Origin of the sequence: Bradyrhizobium sp. RDI18 (assembly GCF_043203335.1) — a bacterium.
Lineage (GTDB): Bacteria > Pseudomonadota > Alphaproteobacteria > Rhizobiales > Xanthobacteraceae > Bradyrhizobium > Bradyrhizobium retamae.
In genome coordinates this window covers 3957092-3974427 of the sequence record NZ_JBICRN010000008.1, presented here as the reverse complement: position 1 = coordinate 3974427, position 17336 = coordinate 3957092, and the positions used below count along the sequence as shown (strand labels likewise).

Here is a 17336-nt window from a genome sequence, read left to right as displayed (position 1 = left end):
GGCACCGTGCTCGTAATGGTGGGCACGCTGGCGCTTTGCCCACCCTACGATTCCACTACTTCGCCAATTCCTTCGAGCGCTTCGTCGCTGCGGCGATCGCGCGGATCATCAGCGGCTGCAGGCCGTCGTTGGCCATCAACACTTCCAGCGCGGCCGCGGTGGTGCCGCCGGGTGAGGTAACGTTCTGGCGCAGCGTGGCCGAAGCAAGTTCCGAGCGGTGCAGCAATTCGCCGGAGCCGGCGACGGTTTCGCGCGCGAGCTTCGTCGCAAGCTCGGCCGGCAGGCCGGCCTCGACGCCGGCGCGCGCGAGCTCTTCGGTGAGCAGGAACACGTAGGCCGGGCCGGAGCCGGACACGGCCGTCACCGCATCCATCAGGCTTTCGTCCTCGACCCATTCGACTGAGCCGGTGGCGCGCAGCAGCGCGTCGGCCGTGGCGCGTTGCGCGGCGCTGACATTTTTCGCCGCGACCGCAACCGTAATGCCGCGGCCGATCGCAGCCGGCGTGTTCGGCATCGCGCGAACCACCATGCCGCCGCAGACTTCTTCAAGTGCCGCAATCGTCGTGCCCGCCATGATCGAGACGACGAGCGTGTTCGCTCCGACGAATGACTTCAGCGCCGGCCCCGCTTCGCGGAACGTCTGCGGCTTCACCGCCATCACCAGCGTATCGACTGTACCCGCGTCCTTCGGATTGAGGCGGACGCCTTGCGCCGCCAGCGCGCCGATCTCAGCGGATGGCTGCGGCTCGATCACGATCACGCGGCTTGCGTCGAGCCCGCCGGCCAGCCAGCCGCTCAGCATCGCACCGCCCATCTTGCCGGCGCCAGCCAGCGCAATGGTGCCGCGGAGATTTTGGAGTGTGTTGGTATTAGCCATAGGTGCCACCACAGGTGCATCCGTCGTCCCTGCGAACGCAGGGACCCATAACCACCGGCGGTTTTAGTAAAGCTCAGAAGGGGCCACAAGCAGTTTTCTTGGGCCCTGAGGTCACGGAGTATGGGTCCCTGCGTTCGCAGGGACGACGCCGTGCGCGTGGAGGTGCCGCACCGAACTGACTAACTACGCCTCGCCCTCGGTATCGAACATCGCCGCGCTCATGGCTTCCGCGGCGCTCTTTCCCGCCCAGACCACGAACTGGAACGCGGGGTAATAGCGCTCGCAGGCGTGGATGGCGCCGGCCAGCATGACCTCGCATTGCGCGGTCGAGGCGGTCAGCCCGCCCGGCAGCACCAGCGCCTGCCGGTACATGATCATGCCGGTATGGTTCCAGATGTCGAAATGGCCGACCCATAATTGTTCGTTGATCGCCGCGATCAGCCGCTGCACTTCCGCGCGGCGTGCGGGGGAATCTTCATGTCGAACGCGGAGGCCAGGTGCAGCGCCTCGATCTCCGCCATCCAGGTGAAGGAGAGCTGGTAGTCGGTCCAGTTCCCCTTGGAGACGATCGTGACTTCGTCTTCCCCGGAGCGCTCGAACGCCCAATTGTTTTCGGCGGCGATGTCCTCGACGGCCGCGAGCGGGTTGTTCCGGGAATCAATAATGCCTTCGAGGAGGGACATGCCGTCTCGACCCTGTTTTTGAATTCTTCTGATACGCACCCAAGGGACGGCACGCGTTGAACTGATGCGGCGCCGCCGACTGCAATCCCCCGTTCGCGGATCATCCCGGGGCCTGCCGAGTTCAAGTGATGTGATTTGCGGAATCCGCGCAACCGACCCCTGAGTCCGTCCACAGGCCAAAGCGGCGTCGTCCACAGTTGAACGCGATCATACCTATTAATTTGAGAACAAACCGGAATCGGATTCGAGCGCCACGGAGTCCAAGGCGCGGTAGGAAATTGGGCAGGTCTGCCACAATGGTTAATTTGTGGTTAATTTTCCCGGCATCGTCTCGCTTTCTCGGCCTGGCGCGGAGACGGCACATACTGAAGCTGTGTAATTGACAGCCGCGCGGGCCGGGGCGCATATTTTCGTTCGGGTGGATACGACCCGCCGCTTGCGCCCTGTCGAGGGTACGGTGAATGTATCGAGCCGCTTCAGGCACCCTTTGCCCAAGCGAACGAGTCAGTAACGCAAGCGCCTGACATTTTCTCGTTCGCCAATGCAGAGGAATATCCCATGCGCGATTTCCGCGATGCAAAGGCTATGGCGCACACCCTGCGCGAGGCCCTGAAGGCCAAATCCGTTTCCTTAACCCACAGCGAGAGCCTCGAACTGGTCGCGAGGACGCTCGGCTTTCCGGACTGGAATTTTCTGGCTGCGAAGATTCAAGCGAGCCAGCCGGCTTCATCGGAGACGCCGTGGCCGGCCACCGGCTTGAAGGCGACGCCGGCGCGGCCGGTGATTCCGATCGTGCCGATGCGGGACCTCGTTCTGTTTCCGCAAATGTTTGCGCCGATCTTTGTCGGGCGCGACAAGACGAAGCGCGCGATCGAACGCGCTCTGGCGACCGATCGCCGAGTTCTCGTGCTTACGCAGCAGCGCTCCGGCGACGACGATCCGGCGCTGGATGCGCTTTACTCGGTGGGTACAACCGCAGACGTGATCCATTGCGTTGCGCTGCCGGACGGCACTCTCAAGGCCTTTGTATCCGGCCTCGAACGCGCTTTGGTCGTCAGGCGCAAGGAGGAAGAATTTTTGGCAGCGGAGATTGCGCCATGCGTGGAGAGCCGCGGCCGGACGGCGGATGCCACTGCCCTGTGCGGAGCCGTCATCGAAGCCTACCGGGTCTATGCGAATCTCGATCATACATCGCTGCCAAAGCCGCTTCAGGCGCGCCTGCGGCTGCCCAGCATCGACGACCCGGGAATGCTGGCCGATTCCGTTGTGCCATTGCTGTCCGTCGGGATCGAGCAGCGGCAGCAACTCCTGGAAACCTGCGATGTGGTCACGCGGCTTGAGAAGATTCTCGAGTTGCTGAAAGCCGGTCAACAGGCAGCTTGAAGAACGGGCGGGAGCGCTTTCGGATTCGTGAATGTTTCGCCGTGCATCGGTATCTCCCGGACCGTTCGCAGGCTCGCCTCACTCCGGCTTGAGGCCGCCTGCGCGGACGACCTTGCCCCATTTCTCGGTCTCGTCTGCGATCAGTCTGCCGAAATCGGCAGGCGAGCCCGGCATCGGCTCGCCGCCGATGGCGGCAAGCCGGGCCTTCATGCCGGGATCGGCGATCGCCGCGTTGATCTCCTTGTTGAGCTTGGCGACGATCTCGGCCGGCGTGTTCTTCGGCGCCGCGAAGCCGTACCACTGGCTGGCTTCATAGCCTGCCACGACATCGCCCACGGTCGGAACCTCCGGCAACTCCGCCATGCGCGTGGCGGTCGTCACCGCGAGCGCGCGCAGCTTGCCGGTCTTGATGTGATCGGCGGTACCGGGCGCGGCCGCAAACAGGATCTGCACCTGGCCGCTGATCAGATCCGTCATTGCCGGCCCCTGGCCGCGATAGGGGACATGGACCATGTCGACGCCGGTCATCATCTTGAACAGCTCGCCCGCCATGTGCGGCGCGCTGCCGCTGCCGGCGGAGGCCATGTTGACCTTTCCGGGATTGGCTTTGGCGTAGGCGACGAATTCGGCCAAGGTCTGCGCCGGTACCGCGGGGTGCACCAGCACCACCATCGGCACGCGAATGACGCCGGCCACCGGCGCAATGTCGCGGACGAAATTGAAACTGAGCTTTTCGTAGAGCGAGGCGTTCACCGCGTTTGGCACCGTCGCCAGCAACAGCGTGTAGCCGTCGGGCGCCGCATTCACGACCGCCTCGGTGCCGATATTGCCGCCGGCGCCGGTGCGGTTCTCGACGACGAAGGGTTGCTTGAGATGGTCGGCCAGCCACTGGCCGATCAGCCGCGCCGTGATATCGACGCCGCCCCCTGCAGCGAAGCCGGCCACGATCTTCGTCGGTCGCGTCGGATAATCGAGCGCGGACGCCAGTCGCGGCAAGGTGGGCGCGGCGATGAGTGCGCCGGCCAGCTTGAGGAAATTCCGGCGAAGAATTTTCGTGCTGAGCGTCCCCCTGTTCTTGGCAAGCCTATCTCAATTGCCGCTGTTTGAGTAAAGACAGCGATCCGGCAGGCCACATGCCCTGTTCCGGCGGCATGGGGACATGCCGATTCCCCATGCCAAAGACGCTTGCTGCCGCCCCGGCCTTGGTCATATTCTTCGGCAGGTCGTCCATTCCGGGCGGCCGATGTTCTCAGGGCGGGGTGAAAATCCCCACCGGCGGTAAGGGTGACGTAGCCCAAGCCCGCGAGCGCCTTCTTCTCGCCTGAGCAGAAGGGTCAGCAGATTCGGTGTGATTCCGAAGCCGACGGTTACAGTCCGGATGAAAGAGAACGGTTTGCGGCGGCCTCGCAGTTTTGTGCGTGGGCTGGCGTCGTTCCGTATGCCCTGATTCTGGTCCTGAAAGAGGAAAGCCATGAATCAGATGTTGCAAGAGCCTGAAGTCCAATCCCAAGCAGCCGAAGCCCATCACGTTCCTGACGTGCCCGAGCGTCCGCCGGCGCCGGTGCATCCGCGTTTCGTCAAGCCGCAGCGCATCGCCTTCGTGCAGTCGTCGTGGCACCGCGACGTGGTCGAGGAATGCCGCATTGCCTTCCTCGAAGAGATCGAAGCGCGCCATATCACGCGCGCGCAGGTCGATCTGTTCGAGGTGCCGGGCTCTTTCGAAATACCGCTGCATGCGCAACTGCTCGCCAAGACGCGGCGCTACACCGCGATCGTGGCCGCAGGCCTCGTGGTCGACGGCGGCATCTATCGCCACGAATTCGTCGCCGACACCGTGATCAAGGCGCTGATGGACGTGCAACTCAGGACCGAAGTGCCGGTATTCTCGGCGGTGCTGACGCCGCAGCAATTCCACGAAAGCGCCGTGCACCACGAATTCTTCCGCAAACATTTTGTCATCAAGGGCATCGAGGTCGCGGAAGCCTGCGCCAACACGCTGCACAGCCTGGAGCGGCTGCGTGGCCAGGTCGCGGCGGGGATTGGGGGGTAGCTCAACCCGTCATTGCGAGGAACGAAGTGACGAAGCAACGAAGCAATCCATCCTTCTTTGCGGTTCGATGGATTGCTTCGCGGAGCCTGGCATCGAGCGCGCATTCGCGCGCCCTGATGACGAATAATCTTTCGATTGGAGTCATCGATGGTCAACAGCTCGCAGGAATCTTCCGATTGGCTCGGCCTGTCAGGCCGCGTTTGCGCGGTGACGGGCGGGAGAGGTGGGATCGGCCGCGCCGTTGCTCTCAGTTTTGCCCAGGCCGGCGCCCGCGTGGCCGCGATCGATCTCGATGAACGTGGCCTTGAGATAACGCGCGCCGAGCTCGGCAAGCTCGGCGCCGATCATGTCATCGCGCGCTGCGATACGACGGATGTCGAGAGTGTCACCGCCGCGGCCGCGTCGATCGAGAAATCGCTGGGGCCATGCAACGTGCTGGTCAACACCGCCGCGGTACTGCGTCCGGGTACACTCGACACCTTGTTGCTTGCCGAATGGAACGCCGTTTTGTCCGTCAACCTGACCGGCTACTTCCTCTGCGCGCAGGTGTTCGGTCGGCAGATGCGCGCGCTTGGCCGCGGCAGTCTGGTTCACGTGGCTTCGATCGCCGGCAGCAACGCGCAGGGGCAGAGCGGCGCCTACAGCGTCAGCAAGGCCGGCGTTATCATGCTGTCGCGGCAGCTCGCCAATGAATGGGGGCCGCACGGCATCCGCAGCAATGTCGTCAGTCCCGGCATGGTGATCACGCCGATGAGCCAGGCGTTCTACGATACGCCCGGCGTCACCGAGCGCCGCGCCGCAGTGGTGCCGTTGCGGCGGATCGGCATGCCGCAGGACATGGCCGATGCGATCCTGTTCCTCGCCAGCGACCGCGCCTCCTACGTCAATGGCGACGAGATCATGGTCGATGGCGGTTACGCCAATATGTTGATGAACTTGGTGCCGCGACCGGGATTTGAATGAGGGCGCGGTAGGGCCGTAGGGTGGGCAAAGCGAAGCGTGCCCACCATCTCTCCTCGAACGTGAACCTGAATGGTGGGCACGCTGCGCTTTGCCCACCCTACAAGCGACAACTCAGTCGAACAGGCTCGATACCGATTCTTCCGAGGCGGTGCGGCTGATCGCCTCGGCGATCAAGGGCGCGATCGACAGCGTTCGGATGTTGGCGGCCTTGTTGACCGCTTCCGTCGGCAGGATCGAATCGGTGATCACGAGCTCTTTCATTTTCGACGAGGCGATGCGCGCGGCAGCGCCGCCGGAGAGCACGCCGTGGCTGATATAGGCGTAGACCTCCTTGGCGCCGTTGGCGATCAGGGCGTCGGCCGCGTTCACCAGCGTGCCGCCCGAATCGATGATGTCGTCGATCAGAATGCAGGTGTAGCCGGCGCAGTCGCCGATCACGTTCATGACCTCGGATTCGCCGGCGCGTTCGCGGCGCTTGTCGATGATGGCGAGCGGGGTGTTGATGCGCTTGGCCAGTCCGCGGGCGCGCACCACGCCGCCGACGTCAGGCGATACCACCATGACATTGCCGAGGTCGAAGCGTTCCTTGATGTCGCGCACCATGACCGGCGAGGCGAAGAGGTTGTCGACCGGAATATCGAAGAAACCCTGGATCTGGGCGGCGTGAAGATCGAGCGTCATGACGCGGTCGACGCCGGCGTGCGTAATCAGGTTGGCGACCAGCTTGGCGGAAATCGGTGCGCGCGAGCCGACCTTGCGGTCCTGGCGGGCGTAGCCGAAATAGGGGATGACCGCGGTGATGCGGCGCGCGGAAGCCCGGCGCAGCGCGTCGGTGATGATCAGAAGTTCCATCAGGTGGTCGTTGGCCGGAAACGACGTCGACTGGATGATGTAGACGTCCGAACCGCGGACGTTTTCCTGGATTTCGACGAAGATTTCCATGTCCGCAAAGCGCCGGACCACCGCCTTGGTCAGCGGCAGATGCAGCCAGTTCGCGATTTCCTGGGCCAGCGCGGGGTTGGAATTGCCAGCGACCAGCTTGATCGAGCCGTTCTTGGCCGCCATCAACGCTTCTCCTCGCGCCTTGCTGGATACGACGTTCAGCATATCGAGAAGTCCTCGGGAACCGGCGCGTTTTGTGAGCGAGGAGATATCAGGCGGGTGGCTCGGCTGGCAACCCGTTGATGTCGTTTTCCCGGTCAAAAATCGGCCGATAGGGGACTTTTGCAGGGCTGTTTATTGGGCGCTGAAACTGAGCGCCCTGACGCCACCCGCATCCTGGGCGGGTACTGTTTGTTCCGCACTCGCGACCGCGGGACCGCGGCGCTCCGGGGCCGGCGCAGGCGCTGCATCCGGACTTCCGTTGACCATGCCGGACAGACCGCTGAGGCCGGCCTGCGCGATTTTCCGCAACACGAGATCATCGGCCGCCGCCCAGGCGTCGCGGCCAGCCTTGCCGGCGGGTTCTTCGCCGGAAAGCCGCAGCGCACGCTGCTGGTTGTTGTCGTAGACGTCCCAGACCCAGGCGATCACGGTCTTGCCGCGAACCACCTGCGCCGACAGATAGCTGCGCACGCGGTAGGATGCTCCGCCCTCGCGCGAAACGATCGACAGGTTTCGGAGCTTCGATTCGCTATCGAGCACGCTGACCATCCGGTCGAACACCTGCGGCGGCGGACCGTCGATCGATTCGAACGCCACGGTGGGACCGCCGCCTGCGCTCGGTGCCATCGCATACGAGCCGCTGGCCGCGCCGCCGCCGGCACAGCCACCGAGCGCGCAAGAAACGACAAGCAGCGCCGCGGCAATCATGGCGCGCGGGGCTTGCAGGCACGAAGCAATCAAGGTGTTCCTCATTGCTCCCTGCGATATCGTTAAAATGTGTTAAGGTCTAGGGCAGCGCGTGGATAAGCTCGCCAAAAAGATTGCGTCCGGCTCGTCCCGTCTCTCCTTCTTGTTGCCAGAATTCGACAACTCCGCAGGATCATCCATGCGAGCCTTTGTCCTCGATCGCGAATTTGCCTTCGAGCAATTGCCGGCGGCGCTCACCTACCTGGAAGCCCGCCGGGCGCGCGGAAAGGTGGTGCTGCGGGTGAAGTAGGAATTACTCGCTCGCCAGCGCGATCGCGTGAACGTGGCGGCCGTAGTCCGGCTCCTTCCGATGCACCGAGCGGCGGTAGCTATAAAAACGCTCGTCGGAATAGGTGTCGACGCCGAGATCGTCGATCATCAGGATGCCGGCATTCTCCAGCCGCATGCGGATGAAGCCGGCGAGGTCGAACATCGAATGTCCTGATCGAACCGAGGGAATGAAGAACATTGCATTCTCCGCGTCGGCATCCAGGAACCGTTCGACGAATTCGCTGCTGACCTCGTAGGAATGCTGGCGGATCAGCGGGCCGATGGCGGCGACGATGCGGGAGCGGTCGGCGCCGAGTTTTTCCATCGCCTCGATCGTGGATTCCAGCACGCCGGTCAGCGCGCCCTTCCAGCCGGCGTGCGCAGCGCCGATCACGCGAGCGGCCGGATCGGCGAACAGGATCGGCCCGCAATCTGCGGCGGTGACGCCGATCGCGATGCCTTCCGTGCGGGTGACGAGCGCGTCGGCGCGCGGCTTGTCGCCCTGCCATGGTCCGGTCGCGACCACGGCGTCGGGCGAGTGGATCTGGTGCGCGCTGAGCAAGTGCTCGGGCGTAACCCCCATCTGCTCGGCCATCCGGCGGCGATTTTCCGCCACATTGGCCGGATCGTCATTGGAGCCGAGGCCGCCGTTGAGTCCTTCGTAAATTCCACCGGATACCCCGCCTTCGCGGGTGAAGAACGCGTGGCGTAGCCCGGGAATGGCTGCGAGCAGCGACGATCCGAACGTCATGCTTTTTCGTCTCCCGGCGGTTCGTCGCTGAGGCCTGCGACCGAGGTGAGATTTGGTTCGGTCACCGCAAGCACCTTGAACATCGATCCCATGCCGCCGCGGCCAGAGTCGGTCAGGCGCTTGAGCGCGGCGGAAATATCGGCGGAAACTTCCGGCGTGGTTTTTGCCATCAGCGTGACCGCCCGGGTTTCGATGCCGAGCCGCTTGAGGAATTCACCCTGCGTCACCGGGCCATGAACGCGCGCGCCGACGTCTTCCGCCGCGCGCGCCAGCGCCTGGAAATCGACATGGGCGGTGACGTCGGCCTGTCCGGGATTTTTCAGGGGATCGGCAAAACTGTGCCGGGCGATCGCCTGGAAGGTATCGCCGGCGTCGCTGCGCAAATGTCCGTAATCGATGATCAGCGCCGCGCCGTCCTGGTCGCGCACCCGCGCCGCGATCTTCATCATCTCGCTATCCGGCCGCCACTCGAACACGGCGCCGATCGGGGCCGCGCGCACCAGCGGCGGCAGCAACACCTCGAAGCGCGGGATCGGGTCATCCGCGGCGGCGAATACCAGCTTGCCATTGGCATCGAGGTTGACGACGCGCTCGTGCCAGCCGGTTTCGCGCTTGACCACCTGATGGATCGGCAGCACGTCGAAATATTCGTTGGCGAGAATCACCGCGGGGCCCTCGGGCACGTCGTCGATACTGTCATGCCAGGTGATGTTGCGCGCGCCGGATAGCGTTGCCTGCTGCTTCTCGCGCAGCACCGGATTGATCTCGACGAGATGGATCTGGATCGATTGATCGAGCGGCGGCAGCACCCGGACCGCGCGGAGCGCGTCCGCCATCATGGTGCCGCGGCCGGGGCCGAGCTCGACCAGCCGCAGCATCGGCGGCGAACCGATCGCCTTCCAGACCGAGGCCGTCCATAGCCCGAGCAGTTCGCCGAACATCTGGCTGACCTCGGGCGCGGTGGTGAAATCGCCCTCACGGCCCAATGGATCGCGCGACACGTAGTAGCCGTGCTCGGGATGCATCAGGCACAGTTCCATGTACCGCCAGACCGGCATCGGGCCTGACGATCTGATCAGCTTGTGGATCTCCGTCTGTAACGGCGAAAATTCGGTCACGGCCTACCTTAAATCGACTTCTCTATATGCTGCGGCGTCTCGCGGCGCCATGCCACCATGATCAGGATGGCTCCGGCAATGATCATCGGTACCGACAACAGCATACCCATGGTTAGCCCGCCCCACAAAAATCCGAGCTGGGGATCGGGCTCGCGGAAGAATTCGCTGGCAATGCGCGCAAGACCATAAATCGCAATGAAGCTGCCTAGGATCAGGCCCGGCCGCTTCAGCGCGCCCATCCGGACCATCACCGCCAGCACCGCGAACAACAGGAAACCCTCAAGCGCCGCCTCGTAGAGCTGGCTTGGATGGCGGAAAAGTTGAAGCGGGTCGTCGGGAAAGACCATTCTCCAGGGCACGCTGGCATCCGCCTCACGCCCCCACAACTCGCCTTTGATGAAGTTGGCGAGCCGCCCGAGGAATATTCCGATCGGAGCGACGGCGGTCGTGATGTCGCCGAGCGACAGGATGGAGATATTGTTCATGCGCGCAAACAGCATCACCGCGGCGACGCAGCCGAGAAAGCCGCCATGGAAGGACATGCCGCCTTCCCAGAGTTTGAGAATCGCCACCGGATTCTGGATGAAGAAGGCCGGATTGTAGAACAGCACGTAGCCGGTGCGGCCGCCGACGATGATGCCGATCGTCACCCAGAGAATGAAGTCGTCGAGCTGCACGGGTGCGATCGGCGCCGGCCCGCCCCATAATTTCTCTCTCCTGATCAGCGCGCGCGCATAGATCCATCCGAGCACGATGCCGCTGATATAGGCCAGCGCATACCATCGGATCGCGAACGGTCCGATCGAGATGGCGACCGGATCGATTTCCGGAAACGCTATGGTGAGAAGCGGCATCGGGCGGGAGGTCTATTGCGCGAGGTTGCGGCGATAGAGCGCCAGCAGACGCTCCCAGTGCCGCTCGGCAGCGTCGCGGTGATAGACCGGCCGCTTCGGGAAAGCGAAGCCGTGATGGGTGCCAGGATAGATCTCGACCTCGTTCTTCGTGCCTTCCATTGCCTGCTTCACCTTGTCGATGATCTCCTGCGGCGCATAGATGTCGGTCTCCGCGCACGCAAAATACAGCTCTGCCTTGGTCTTCGATGCAGCCAGATGCGGGCTGTCGGGCTGGTCGGTCGCGAGATGGGTACCGTAGATCGAAGCCGCCGCCTTCACACGATCCGGAAAATGCGTTGCCGCGTTGACCGCGTAGCGGCCGCTCATGCAGTAGCCGACGGTGCCGACGATCTTGGTATTTGCGGCAGGTTGCGTCTCCGCATAAGCGAGCAGCGCCTTGGTATCCTCCATCACCATGGGAATATTGATGGAGTTCATGAAGCCGGACATCCGCTTGCGCTCGGGCGCTTCCGGATCAGGCGGTATCGGCCCCAACTCCATGACGCCGGACCGGTAATACAGGTTGGGCAGCATCACGTAATAGCCCGACGTGCCGAGCCGCCGCGCCATGTCGCGCAGTTCCTCGCGGATCGCCGGTGCGTCCATGTAGAAGATGATGACCGGGAAGGGGCCGCCGCGCTCAGGGTGGGTGATGAAGGTCGTGGTCTTGCCGTCCTTGGTCGCAATATCGATCTGCTGGTCGATCATGGGCGCTGCTTTTTGTGTTGTGATTCTGGTGTCAGGCTGGCTGTTCGATACGATTGCAAGGAAACTGCAGCATGACAAGGCGAACGGCCGTCACGTTGGCGTTGAACCGCGCTCTTGAACGTTTCCCTTGAATGCTTCCCTTGGGATTGCCATTGTCTCGTCGTGACGATCAATTTGCAGCGACCGGAGCGTTTCAGATGACCCAGACCAGCAATCGGTTTTTCGACGAGATCGGCCGCTTGATGAACGACGCCGCCGGTGCCGCCCAGGGCGTCAAGCGCGAGGTCGATACGGTTATGCGCAGCCAGGCCGAGCGCATCCTGCGCGATCTCGATGTCGTCAAGCGCGAGGAGTTCGATGTGGTCAAGGACATGGCCCGCCTGGCGCGCGAGGAGAATGAGGCACTGAAGAGCCGGATTGCTGCTCTGGAAGCCAAGCTCGGCATTGCACCGGCCACGCCGGATGCCGGCAGCATGGCGGACGGGTAGGGGGATTGTCCAACCCACCCCTCCAGGGGGGTAACAACCAAGAAAAATCCCTTCATTTCCTTGTCATTTCGCCCCTTTGGGGCTAAAAGCCCGCCACGTCCGCAGCCCCCGCACCCCTGGAGGCTTGCTGTGGGACGCCGACGGGCCGCGATGCGGCCTTTAACTTTTTAGAAAACAAGGACTTAACACGATGGCGACCGTCAAGGAATTGAAGGCGACCGCGCGTCCGCAGAGCGGCAAGGGGGCCGCCCGGGCAGAGCGTCGCGCCGGGAGAGTGCCCGGAGTGATCTACGGCAACAACCAGCCCCCGTGACCATCTCGGTCGACGACAAGGAACTGCGCCAGCGCATCCTGGCCGGCCGCTTCCTGACCACGCTGTTCGACATCGATCTGGAAGGTAAGAAGCACCGCGTGATTCCGCGCGACTTCCACCTCGATCCGGTGAAGGACTTCCCGATTCATGTCGACTTCCTGCGGCTCGGCGAAGGCGCGACCATCCGCGTCAGCGTGCCGCTGCACGTCGTGAACGGCGAAACCTCGCCCGGCGTCAAGCGCGGCGGCACCATAAACATCGTTACCCATACCGTCGACCTCGAATGCTCGGTCGACAACATCCCGCAGTACCTCGAAGCCGATGCCGGCGCGCTGGAAATCAGCTACTCGCTGCATCTCTCCGACATCAAGCTCCCGACAGGCGTGAAGGCGCTGTCGCGCGAAGATGCGACGCTGGTGACCATCGTGCCGCCGTCCGGCTACGCCGAAGAACAGAAGGCCGCCGCGGCTGCTGCGGCTGCCGGCACGGCTGCTCCGGCGGCGGGTGCCGCTCCGGCTGCTGCTGCCGCGCCTGCGGCGGGAGCTGCCGCTCCGGCGGCTGGCGCGAAGGCGCCGGCTGGTGGCGACAAGAAGAAGTAAGCAGCGGCAGGATGCCGCGTCATGCGCCTGTTTGTTGGCTTAGGTAACCCCGGTTCGAAATACGCGAACAACCGGCACAACATCGGGTTCATGGCCGTCGATGAAATTGCGCGGCGTCACGGTTTCGCACCGTGGCGCCGCCGTTTTCAGGGCGAGACATCCGAAGGCACGCTCGATCGCGAGAAGGTCGTTCTGCTTCGGCCGACCACCTACATGAACGAGTCCGGGCGCGCGGTTCAGGAAGCCGCGAACTTTTTCAAGCTCGGCGCCTCCGACATCACCGTGTTTCAGGACGAGCTCGAACTGCCGCGGGCGAAAGTCCGCGTCAAAGTCGGCGGTGGTATCGCCGGCCACAACGGGCTGCGCTCGATCACCTCGCATATCGGCAACGAATATCGCCGGGTGCGGCTCGGGATCGGCCATCCCGGCATCAAGGAGCTGGTGCACGGCCACGTGCTCTCGGATTTCGCCAAGAGCGACCGCGCCTGGGTGGAAGCCCTGTGCTCGGCGGTGGCCGAGAATGCGGGCCTGCTGGCGACAGGGCACGACTCCTCGTTCCAGAACAAGGTGCATCTAGCGCTGCAGGCTAAGGGATTTTTCGACAAGGGTGATGATGGCGCGGCGTGATGCGTCGTCGACCGTCAGCAACGAACTTCAGGACACATTATGGGATTCAAATGCGGTATCGTTGGCCTGCCCAATGTCGGCAAGTCGACGCTGTTCAACGCGCTGACCGAGACGGCAGCGGCGCAGGCGGCGAATTATCCATTCTGCACCATCGAGCCGAATGTCGGCGAAGTCGCCGTGCCTGATCCCAGGCTCGACAAGCTGTCGGCGATCGCAGGCTCGGCGCAGATCATCCCGACGCGGCTGACCTTCGTCGATATCGCAGGGCTCGTGCGCGGCGCATCCAAGGGCGAAGGCCTCGGCAACCAGTTCCTCGCCACCATCCGCGAGGTCGACGCGGTCGCGCATGTGGTGCGGTGTTTCGAAGATCCGACATCACCCATGTCGAAGGCAAGATTGCGCCGTTGGCCGACATCGAGACCATCGAAACCGAACTGATGCTCGCCGACCTCGACAGCCTGGAGAAGCGGGTCGACAATCTGGCGAAGAAGGCCAAGGGCAACGACAAGGACGCCAAGGAAGCGCTCGACCTCGTCAACCGCGCCCTGGTGCTGCTGCGCGAGGGCAAACCGGCGCGGTTTCTGGAGCGCAAGCCGGAGGAAGAGCGCGCCTTCGACATGCTGGGCCTCTTGACATCGAAGCCGGTGCTTTATGTCTGCAACGTCGAGGAAGGGTCGGCCAAGGACGGCAACAGCTTCTCAAAACAGGTGTTCGAGCACGCCAGGAAGGAAGGCGCGGTCGCGGTGGTGATCTCGGCCAAGATCGAATCCGAGATCGCGACCCTGTCACGCGAGGAGCGCGCCGAATTTCTCGAGACGCTCGGGCTGGAAGAGGCCGGCCTCGACCGCCTGATCCGCGCCGGCTACCAGTTGCTCGATCTCATCACCTATTTCACCGTAGGCCCCAAGGAAGCCCGCGCCTGGACCATCCACCGCGGCACCAAGGCGCCGGCGGCGGCCGGCGTGATCCATACCGATTTCGAAAAGGGCTTTATCCGGGCCGAGACCATCGCCTATGCCGATTACGTCGCGCTGAACGGCGAAGCCGGCGCCCGCGACGCCGGCAAGCTCCGCCTGGAAGGCAAGGAATATGTCGTCGCCGACGGCGACGTGATGCATTTCAGGTTTAATACCTGATTGTTCGTGGTCATTCCGGGATGGTGCGCAAGCACCAGACCCGGGATCTCGAGATTCCGGGTTCGATGCTGCGCATCGCCCCGGAATGACAAGCCTACCGCATCCCGCCCTGGTCGCGGATCGCGCCGAGATGCTCGTTGATGCGGAAGACGATCAGGATGAATTCGGCGGCGATGCGCGAAAACACCACGCCGACCACGACGCCGGCGATCGAGGCCAACAGTAGGACAAATCCGTAGAAGGGACTGATTGCCATGACGGACAAGCTCGACAAAATGCCGGCGATACCGAACAGTATGATCAAGCCGATAACCAACCAATAGAAAGTCTTGATGATCGTGGGCGTGATGAAGCGGTCCCACTGAAATAGATCCTGAAAATCGAGCATCGATGGTTCTCCGGCGACTCAAAGCCTGATCCCAGATGACACAGGGCTAGCCTCGAAAACTGCTTCGGGCAAGCCGGGGCGAGCGCCGGCGACGGTACTCGCCCGTGGCGAACGAGCCATGCGGGTGGGCGGGTTGAGATTGCTGCAAATAACGGCCACAATCGGGCTTCCCACCACAATCCTCAATCCAAATCGTCAATCGATGACAACGCTGACCTTCGAAGACTTCACGCCCGGCCATTTCGGCACGTTCGGACCGCGCCACGTCACGCGCGAGGAGATTTTGGCGTTTGCCGCCGAATACGACCCGCAGCCGATGCATCTGGACGAAGCTGCCGCCAACGCATCGATGCTGAAGGGGCTGTCCGGTTCGGGCTGGCATCTCAGCTCCCTCGTGATGCGAATGCTGTTCGACGGGTTTATCGGCCGCACCGCCTCGCTCGGCTCGCCCGGTGTCAACGAAATGCGCTGGCTGTCGCCGCTGCGCCCGGGCGATGACCTGACGCTGGATGTCGACGTTGCGGAGGCCAGGATTTCGAAAAGCCGGCCCGAGACCGGTATCGTGACCCTCAAGAGTACGATCCGCAACGCGGCCGGGGTCGTACTGTGCGAGATGGAGTCCCCGATGATCGTGCGCCGGCGCCTTGAAGCAGGAGCGGAGTAGCGATGCGTTTCTTCGAGGACATCGAGATCGGCGCGCGGCGCGAGTTTGGCTCGTTCACCTTCACGGCCGAAGACATTAAGCGGTTTGCCGCGCAGTTCGATCCGCAGCGCTTTCACCTCGATGAGGAAGAGGGGCGCAAATCCCTGTTCGGGGGGCTGGCCGCATCGGGCTGGCACGTTGCGGCGGTGTGCATGAAACTCCTGGTCGCCGACGGCAAGCGATTGACTGCCGAGGCCGCCGCACGGGGTGAGAAGGTCGCGGTGTGGGGGCCGTCGCCGGGTTTTCGTGAACTGCGCTGGGTCAGGCCAGTGTTGGCGGGCGATACCGTCAGCTTTTCCAACCAGGTCGAAACCAAGCGGACCTCGGAGAAGCGTCCCGAATGGGGCATCCTGCAGGCCCGCAACACCGGCACCAACCAGCGCGACGAAGTCGTGTTCTCGTTCCTCGCCACCGCGTTCGTGCCGCGACGGAATGCCGGTTAATAGCCGTCCGGCGAAACATGGTTAGCCAATTGTTTCGTTAGGGCTTCGTAATCCACGACTCCACGAAACCGTTTTTTTGCTAACGCATTTTGAACTTTCTGCCTGCCAAATGCGTCTCAGGGGAAGTACCGAGGGGATGAAAATGGCAGATCGCAGCGGCCTGAAATTCGTCGGCTTTGTCTTCGCAACCGTCACGATGGCGGTGATGCTCACCGCCACGATGGTGGTGAAATCCTATGCCGACGGCGTTTACACGATCGAGGACACCGCGTTCGTCCGCCAGTAGTTGCGGATCGAGCAAGCATAGACGCCGAATCTCGAAAAAGATTCAGCGGCTCCAGATCAACGTCATTGCCACGACCGCAAGCGTCAGCAATCCGACGAAGCGGATCACGAGCGTGCCCATGCTATGCGACGATTGCCGCAACGGCATTGGATCCATGTTGTCTGGCTGAACGTTTTGCATCGCCGGTGTGTCCCCAAAAAGGTGCCTGCCGCCAAGTGACGACATCCGTCCTTGGACGCGACCGTGCTTATAAAGTTCAGATCGAACACAGCCAAACAAAACCGCCGCGCTCCCGTACGGAACGCGGCGGAGTGTTAGATTTTTGCAACGATCAGATCAGGCGTTGCGCAGGCCGTCGGCGGCGCGCTTCCACTGCGTGACGTTGTCGGCAATCATGCGCGTCGACTTCATCGCCGCCTGGCTGAGCTGCGCATAGCCGGAGATCTCGCGCTGGACGCGCTGGCCTTCGGCATGGAGCAAGTCGCGGAGGCTTTCGAGTTCGGAAATCAGCTTCTCGATTTCCGCCAGCGAAGTACCGGCGACGCGCTGGATCAGCGAGTTGACGTTGTTGACGGTCGCTTCGGCATTGGCGTCGATCGGCACGGTGTCCGGGGCCACCGCGGGCCGACGCAGATAGGCGATATCGTTGCGAACGAAATCGCGGATGCCGGCTTCGACTTCGGATACGGCGGCGAGATCGCCGTCGACTTCCGGATCTCGGATCAGCTTGTTCGGAACGAATGGTGGCGTTCATCGGCTATTCCTCTGTTTCGCTTTCAGGCGAGCGCGGACGTCCCCCGCACGAC

The 17336-nt window shown here is 63.1% G+C and carries 22 protein-coding genes, 2 pseudogenes and 1 riboswitch; of the genes and pseudogenes, 11 read left to right on the top strand and 13 right to left on the bottom strand.

Going from position 1 to position 17336, the window contains the following annotated elements; all coding sequences use genetic code 11:
* Positions 1-55: 55 nt before the first annotated feature.
* From proC to ACFXS9_RS28240, 3 genes are all read right to left on the bottom strand, one after another.
* Positions 56-877 (bottom strand): pyrroline-5-carboxylate reductase, encoded by an 822-nt coding sequence (gene proC / locus ACFXS9_RS28250; protein WP_392694439.1) that lies wholly within the window; start codon positions 875-877, stop codon positions 56-58.
* A 183-nt stretch (positions 878-1060) separates the two neighbouring features.
* Positions 1061-1429: a YbjN domain-containing protein gene (locus ACFXS9_RS28245; protein WP_392700056.1), complete on the bottom strand. Its 369-nt coding sequence runs from the start codon at positions 1427-1429 to the stop codon at positions 1061-1063.
* Positions 1315-1560 carry a YbjN domain-containing protein gene (locus tag ACFXS9_RS28240; RefSeq protein ID WP_392694436.1) on the bottom strand — a complete coding sequence of 82 codons (246 nt, stop codon included), beginning with the start codon at positions 1558-1560 and terminating at the stop codon, positions 1315-1317. Before ACFXS9_RS28240 ends, ACFXS9_RS28245 begins: the two co-directional genes overlap by 115 nt.
* A gap of 558 nt (positions 1561-2118) precedes the next feature.
* On the opposite strand from ACFXS9_RS28240, the gene ACFXS9_RS28235 reads away from it, so the two are divergent.
* Positions 2119-2943 carry an LON peptidase substrate-binding domain-containing protein gene (locus tag ACFXS9_RS28235; RefSeq protein WP_392694433.1) on the top strand — a complete coding sequence of 275 codons (825 nt, stop codon included), beginning with the start codon at positions 2119-2121 and terminating at the stop codon, positions 2941-2943.
* Positions 2944-3021: 78 nt separating this feature from the next.
* Here ACFXS9_RS28235 and ACFXS9_RS28230 read toward each other — a convergent pair whose 3' ends face one another.
* Positions 3022-3939 (bottom strand): Bug family tripartite tricarboxylate transporter substrate binding protein, encoded by a 918-nt coding sequence (locus ACFXS9_RS28230; RefSeq protein ID WP_392694430.1) that lies wholly within the window; start codon positions 3937-3939, stop codon positions 3022-3024.
* Between the two features lie 245 nt (positions 3940-4184).
* A riboswitch (FMN riboswitch) is annotated at positions 4185-4337 on the top strand.
* Between the two features lie 77 nt (positions 4338-4414).
* Here ACFXS9_RS28230 and ACFXS9_RS28225 point away from each other — a divergent pair.
* Together ACFXS9_RS28225 and ACFXS9_RS28220 are read left to right on the top strand one after the other, a co-directional pair.
* Positions 4415-4993 carry a 6,7-dimethyl-8-ribityllumazine synthase gene (locus ACFXS9_RS28225; protein WP_247511783.1) on the top strand — a complete coding sequence of 193 codons (579 nt, stop codon included), beginning with the start codon at positions 4415-4417 and terminating at the stop codon, positions 4991-4993.
* A 147-nt stretch (positions 4994-5140) separates the two neighbouring features.
* Positions 5141-5956 (top strand): SDR family NAD(P)-dependent oxidoreductase, encoded by an 816-nt coding sequence (locus ACFXS9_RS28220; protein ID WP_392694427.1) that lies wholly within the window; start codon positions 5141-5143, stop codon positions 5954-5956.
* A gap of 111 nt (positions 5957-6067) precedes the next feature.
* Here ACFXS9_RS28220 and ACFXS9_RS28215 read toward each other — a convergent pair whose 3' ends face one another.
* Both ACFXS9_RS28215 and ACFXS9_RS28210 read right to left on the bottom strand, forming a co-directional pair.
* Positions 6068-7021, bottom strand: coding sequence for a ribose-phosphate pyrophosphokinase (locus ACFXS9_RS28215; protein WP_392694424.1), 954 nt, complete (start codon positions 7019-7021; stop codon positions 6068-6070).
* Positions 7022-7192: 171 nt separating this feature from the next.
* The gene (locus ACFXS9_RS28210) at positions 7193-7768 is read right to left on the bottom strand and encodes a hypothetical protein (RefSeq protein WP_392700054.1); all 576 of its coding nucleotides are present in this window, start codon (positions 7766-7768) and stop codon (positions 7193-7195) included.
* A 91-nt stretch (positions 7769-7859) separates the two neighbouring features.
* Here ACFXS9_RS28210 and ACFXS9_RS28205 point away from each other — a divergent pair, with 91 nt between their 5' ends.
* A complete protein-coding gene (locus ACFXS9_RS28205) occupies positions 7860-8057 on the top strand; it encodes a zinc-binding dehydrogenase (protein WP_392694421.1) in 198 nt (65 codons plus the stop codon).
* 3 nt (positions 8058-8060) lie between these two features.
* Here ACFXS9_RS28205 and pgeF read toward each other — a convergent pair whose 3' ends face one another.
* Genes pgeF through ACFXS9_RS28185 form a run of 4 tightly spaced genes read right to left on the bottom strand, consistent with a single transcriptional unit; the run spans position 8061 to position 11547 of the window.
* The gene (gene pgeF / locus ACFXS9_RS28200; protein WP_392694418.1) at positions 8061-8828 is read right to left on the bottom strand and encodes a peptidoglycan editing factor PgeF; all 768 of its coding nucleotides are present in this window, start codon (positions 8826-8828) and stop codon (positions 8061-8063) included.
* Positions 8825-9946: a class I SAM-dependent methyltransferase gene (locus tag ACFXS9_RS28195; protein WP_392694415.1), complete on the bottom strand. Its 1122-nt coding sequence runs from the start codon at positions 9944-9946 to the stop codon at positions 8825-8827. Before ACFXS9_RS28195 ends, pgeF begins: the two co-directional genes overlap by 4 nt.
* Positions 9947-9954: 8 nt before the next feature.
* Complete coding sequence (gene lgt / locus ACFXS9_RS28190) at positions 9955-10800, bottom strand: prolipoprotein diacylglyceryl transferase (protein WP_392694413.1); 846 nt, start codon at positions 10798-10800, stop codon at positions 9955-9957.
* Between the two features lie 12 nt (positions 10801-10812).
* Positions 10813-11547, bottom strand: a complete 735-nt coding sequence (locus ACFXS9_RS28185; RefSeq protein WP_392694410.1) for a dienelactone hydrolase family protein — start codon at positions 11545-11547, stop codon at positions 10813-10815.
* 197 nt (positions 11548-11744) lie between these two features.
* Between ACFXS9_RS28185 and ACFXS9_RS28180 the strand changes: the two genes are divergently transcribed.
* The 4 genes and pseudogenes from ACFXS9_RS28180 (at position 11745) to ychF (ending at position 14710) form a co-directional block, all read left to right on the top strand.
* Positions 11745-12035: an accessory factor UbiK family protein gene (locus ACFXS9_RS28180; RefSeq protein ID WP_057842235.1), complete on the top strand. Its 291-nt coding sequence runs from the start codon at positions 11745-11747 to the stop codon at positions 12033-12035.
* 190 nt (positions 12036-12225) lie between these two features.
* A pseudogene (locus ACFXS9_RS28175) lies at positions 12226-12947 on the top strand (50S ribosomal protein L25/general stress protein Ctc).
* A 21-nt stretch (positions 12948-12968) separates the two neighbouring features.
* Positions 12969-13574 (top strand): aminoacyl-tRNA hydrolase, encoded by a 606-nt coding sequence (gene pth, locus ACFXS9_RS28170; protein ID WP_392694407.1) that lies wholly within the window; start codon positions 12969-12971, stop codon positions 13572-13574.
* A 39-nt stretch (positions 13575-13613) separates the two neighbouring features.
* Positions 13614-14710, top strand: a pseudogene (ychF, locus tag ACFXS9_RS28165) (redox-regulated ATPase YchF).
* 94 nt (positions 14711-14804) lie between these two features.
* Here ychF and ACFXS9_RS28160 read toward each other — a convergent pair.
* Positions 14805-15098 carry a DUF4282 domain-containing protein gene (locus ACFXS9_RS28160; RefSeq protein WP_334383591.1) on the bottom strand — a complete coding sequence of 98 codons (294 nt, stop codon included), beginning with the start codon at positions 15096-15098 and terminating at the stop codon, positions 14805-14807.
* A gap of 202 nt (positions 15099-15300) precedes the next feature.
* Here ACFXS9_RS28160 and ACFXS9_RS28155 point away from each other — a divergent pair, with 202 nt between their 5' ends.
* From ACFXS9_RS28155 to ACFXS9_RS28145, 3 genes are all read left to right on the top strand, one after another.
* Entirely contained in the window at positions 15301-15762 is a 462-nt protein-coding gene (locus ACFXS9_RS28155) for a MaoC family dehydratase (RefSeq protein WP_392694404.1), read from the top strand.
* A 2-nt stretch (positions 15763-15764) separates the two neighbouring features.
* Positions 15765-16244 carry a MaoC family dehydratase gene (locus ACFXS9_RS28150; RefSeq protein ID WP_392694401.1) on the top strand — a complete coding sequence of 160 codons (480 nt, stop codon included), beginning with the start codon at positions 15765-15767 and terminating at the stop codon, positions 16242-16244.
* 142 nt (positions 16245-16386) lie between these two features.
* Positions 16387-16530 carry a hypothetical protein gene (locus tag ACFXS9_RS28145; protein ID WP_197427265.1) on the top strand — a complete coding sequence of 48 codons (144 nt, stop codon included), beginning with the start codon at positions 16387-16389 and terminating at the stop codon, positions 16528-16530.
* A 42-nt stretch (positions 16531-16572) separates the two neighbouring features.
* On the opposite strand, the gene ACFXS9_RS28140 is transcribed toward ACFXS9_RS28145, so the two are convergent.
* Positions 16573-16710 carry a hypothetical protein gene (locus ACFXS9_RS28140; protein WP_392694398.1) on the bottom strand — a complete coding sequence of 46 codons (138 nt, stop codon included), beginning with the start codon at positions 16708-16710 and terminating at the stop codon, positions 16573-16575.
* 156 nt (positions 16711-16866) lie between these two features.
* On the bottom strand, positions 16867-17256 hold the full coding sequence (locus ACFXS9_RS28135) for a hypothetical protein (RefSeq protein ID WP_392700053.1): 390 nt from the start codon (positions 17254-17256) through the stop codon (positions 16867-16869).
* Positions 17257-17336 lie beyond the last annotated feature (80 nt).

Excerpts from the sequence above, each read along its gene's own strand:
- proC (WP_392694439.1), bottom strand. The coding sequence starts at position 877 with ATGGCTAATACCAACACACTCCAAAATCTCCGCGGCACCATTGCGCTG.
- ACFXS9_RS28240 (WP_392694436.1), bottom strand. The coding sequence starts at position 1,560 with ATGTCCCTCCTCGAAGGCATTATTGATTCCCGGAACAACCCGCTCGCG.
- ACFXS9_RS28235 (WP_392694433.1), top strand. The coding sequence starts at position 2,119 with ATGCGCGATTTCCGCGATGCAAAGGCTATGGCGCACACCCTGCGCGAG.
- ACFXS9_RS28225 (WP_247511783.1), top strand. The coding sequence starts at position 4,415 with ATGAATCAGATGTTGCAAGAGCCTGAAGTCCAATCCCAAGCAGCCGAA.
- ACFXS9_RS28220 (WP_392694427.1), top strand. The coding sequence starts at position 5,141 with ATGGTCAACAGCTCGCAGGAATCTTCCGATTGGCTCGGCCTGTCAGGC.
- ACFXS9_RS28215 (WP_392694424.1), bottom strand. The coding sequence starts at position 7,021 with ATGGCGGCCAAGAACGGCTCGATCAAGCTGGTCGCTGGCAATTCCAAC.
- ACFXS9_RS28210 (WP_392700054.1), bottom strand. The coding sequence starts at position 7,768 with ATGATTGCCGCGGCGCTGCTTGTCGTTTCTTGCGCGCTCGGTGGCTGT.
- pgeF (WP_392694418.1), bottom strand. The coding sequence starts at position 8,828 with ATGACGTTCGGATCGTCGCTGCTCGCAGCCATTCCCGGGCTACGCCAC.
- lgt (WP_392694413.1), bottom strand. The coding sequence starts at position 10,800 with ATGCCGCTTCTCACCATAGCGTTTCCGGAAATCGATCCGGTCGCCATC.
- ACFXS9_RS28185 (WP_392694410.1), bottom strand. The coding sequence starts at position 11,547 with ATGATCGACCAGCAGATCGATATTGCGACCAAGGACGGCAAGACCACG.
- ACFXS9_RS28180 (WP_057842235.1), top strand. The coding sequence starts at position 11,745 with ATGACCCAGACCAGCAATCGGTTTTTCGACGAGATCGGCCGCTTGATG.
- pth (WP_392694407.1), top strand. The coding sequence starts at position 12,969 with ATGCGCCTGTTTGTTGGCTTAGGTAACCCCGGTTCGAAATACGCGAAC.
- ACFXS9_RS28160 (WP_334383591.1), bottom strand. The coding sequence starts at position 15,098 with ATGCTCGATTTTCAGGATCTATTTCAGTGGGACCGCTTCATCACGCCC.
- ACFXS9_RS28155 (WP_392694404.1), top strand. The coding sequence starts at position 15,301 with ATGACAACGCTGACCTTCGAAGACTTCACGCCCGGCCATTTCGGCACG.
- ACFXS9_RS28150 (WP_392694401.1), top strand. The coding sequence starts at position 15,765 with ATGCGTTTCTTCGAGGACATCGAGATCGGCGCGCGGCGCGAGTTTGGC.
- ACFXS9_RS28145 (WP_197427265.1), top strand. The coding sequence starts at position 16,387 with ATGGCAGATCGCAGCGGCCTGAAATTCGTCGGCTTTGTCTTCGCAACC.
- ACFXS9_RS28140 (WP_392694398.1), bottom strand. The coding sequence starts at position 16,710 with ATGCAAAACGTTCAGCCAGACAACATGGATCCAATGCCGTTGCGGCAA.